Raw genomic sequence first — 2,586 nt, forward strand, 5'->3', positions numbered from 1 at the left:
ATTATTGTAATCTATCATTGTAATTTGCATTTGTAAAGGTTTATCTTTATCGGCTTCAGGTGCGGGAACATATTTCAATATACCGTCAAGAAGCGGTGCAACATCAGTTCCTTTTTTATCTATTTTTGTGCTTGCCCAACCTTCTCTTCCGGAAGCATAAAATATCGGGAAATCCAACTGTTTATCAGTTGCTCCCAATTTTATAAAAAGGTCAAAAATATCATCTATTGCTTTATTCGGATTTGCCTGCGGTTTATCCATTTTATTTATAACAACTATAGGATTTAAACCCAAAGATAAGGCCTTTCTTAAAACAAACCTTGTCTGCGGCATGGGTCCTTCGGCAGCATCTACCATCAAAATTGCACCGTCAACCATTTTCAATACTCTTTCCACTTCACTGCCGAAATCGGCATGTCCGGGAGTATCTACAATATTTATTGTACAGTTGTTATAATTTATCGATGTACATTTTGCAAGAATTGTTATTCCTCTTTCCCTTTCAATAGGATCGCTGTCAAGCACCATATCCTGTGCCTGATCCTGTTTAACATTCCATTGACCGGCAACTTTTAACATCGAATCAACTATTGTTGTTTTACCGTGGTCAACATGTGCTATTATTGCTACATTTCTTACATCTTCTCTTTTCATACCGTTCTTCCTAAAAAAATAAAAATTTTGGGACTTATTATACATCTTTAAGAAAATCAAAGCAATTTTTTTGAATTGATTGTAAATTATTATTTTTTTAAAAGTTTATATTCTACACTGTCGGAAAGGGCTTGCCAGCAGGCATCTATAATATTTTCACTTACACCTATTGTTCCCCAACTTTGTTTTTTATCTTTAGTTTCTATTAACACCCTGACTTTTGCTGCGGTATTTGCATCGGAATTTATAACCCTGACTTTAAAATCGGTAAGTAAAACGTTTTTTATTTCCGGATAAAATTTTATTAAAGCTTTTCTTAAACATTTATCCAAAGCATTTACGGGTCCTTCCCCTTCTGCAACGGTATGTTCCTCTTTGCCGTTTACATCCAACTTAACCGTTGCTTCCGAAACAATTGAACCGTCTTTATTTTTTTCCACACTTACTCTATAACTTTTTAATGTAAAAAAATTTTTATATTTATTTTCTACTTTTTTGGTAAGAATAAACAAAGAACCGTCGGCATTTTCGTATTGATAACCGGCATTTTCTTTGTTTTTTACAACATCTATAATTCCTTTAAAATTACCGGATTGTTTTTCCAAATCAATGGCAAGTTCATCGGCTTTTGAAATAATATTGCTTTTCCCGGATAAATCACTAACCAAAATTCTTCTTTTGTTACCTACATGTTTGGGGTTTATATGTTCGTAAGTTTGTGATTTTTTTTCAACGGCGGAAACATGAACACCAGCTTTATGGGCAAAAGCCGCACTCCCGACATAAGCCATAGACGGAACAGGAACCAAATTTGCTATTTCATCAACATATCTTGAAAGTTCGGTAATATTTTTTAAATTTTTCACCGGAACACAATGGTATTTTCCTTTTAATTGTAAAGACGGTATTATTGAACACAAATTTGCATTACCGCATCTTTCACCTATACCGTTTACCGTTCCCTGTACCATTGAACATCCGGCACGGACGGCAATTATTGAATTTGCAACCGCACATTCACAATCGTTATGTGCATGAATACCGAATTTAACATCAGGAAATTCTTTTATCGTTTCTTTAACTGTTTTTTCAATATATTCGGGTAATACACCGCCGTTTGTCTCACATAAACAAACATAATCCGCCCCTGCCTGAATTGCTTTACTTATTGTTTCAAAAGCATATTTTTTATTATGTATATATCCGTCAAAATAATGTTCGGCGTCATAAATAACTTCAAAATTATTTGATTTAAAAAATTTTATCGTATCAAAAATCATTTTAAGATTTTCCTGTTTTGTTGTTTTTAATGCATATTTTACATGCATATCCCAAGATTTACCGAAAACGGTTACAACATTAACACCGGATTCAATTACTTTCTTTATATTATTGTCATTTTTGATATTTGTTTTAGGTTTTCTTGTTGAAGTAAAAGCAACAAGTTTTGAATTTTTTAATTTAATTTTTTTTATTTTTATTAATTTAAAAAATTCTTCATCTTTCGGGTTTGAACCGGGCCAACCGCCCTCAATATAAGATATACCGAAATTATCAAGAGCAGATGCTATTTTCAGTTTATCTTCAGCCGAAAAAGAAACACCTGCTCCCTGACTTCCATCCCTTAAAGTTGTATCGAATATTTTTATTTGATGCATAAAAAAAATCCTGTGGATTTTTTTGAGGTATTGATGTATGGATGTAAAGATGTAATGATGACTCTTTAAAAATTTCTTTTGAAGCACGACTTGTCGCCGCTTATGAGTGCAGAAATTTTTAGAGTAAAAAACTATAAATTCTATTAGTTTTTTAGTGCGACACTGTTTGAAGAATTTTCCGTCTTCATTTAGATGTTAGGAAAATTCAAGTTGTCGCACGGCTTTAAAAATTTCAAACGAATGGCGACACTGAGTGCGAAAAAGAGAATTTTTA

General features: G+C 32.8%; 2 protein-coding genes. Both read right to left on the reverse strand.

Going from position 1 to position 2,586, the window contains the following annotated elements; genetic code table 11:
• A partial coding sequence (locus tag ACMUOV_RS02045; RefSeq protein ID WP_413853304.1) for a GTP-binding protein occupies window positions 1–654 on the reverse strand: 654 nt, incomplete at its 3' end.
• Window positions 655–743: 89 nt separating this feature from the next.
• On the reverse strand, window positions 744–2,312 hold the full coding sequence (gene cimA, locus ACMUOV_RS02050) for a citramalate synthase (RefSeq protein ID WP_413853306.1): 1,569 nt from the start codon (window positions 2,310–2,312) through the stop codon (window positions 744–746).
• Between the last annotated feature and the right edge of the window lie 274 nt (window positions 2,313–2,586).

Source organism: Candidatus Ruminimicrobium bovinum, from assembly GCF_902760015.1.
Classification (GTDB): Bacteria; Elusimicrobiota; Endomicrobiia; order Endomicrobiales; family Endomicrobiaceae; genus Ruminimicrobium; species Ruminimicrobium bovinum.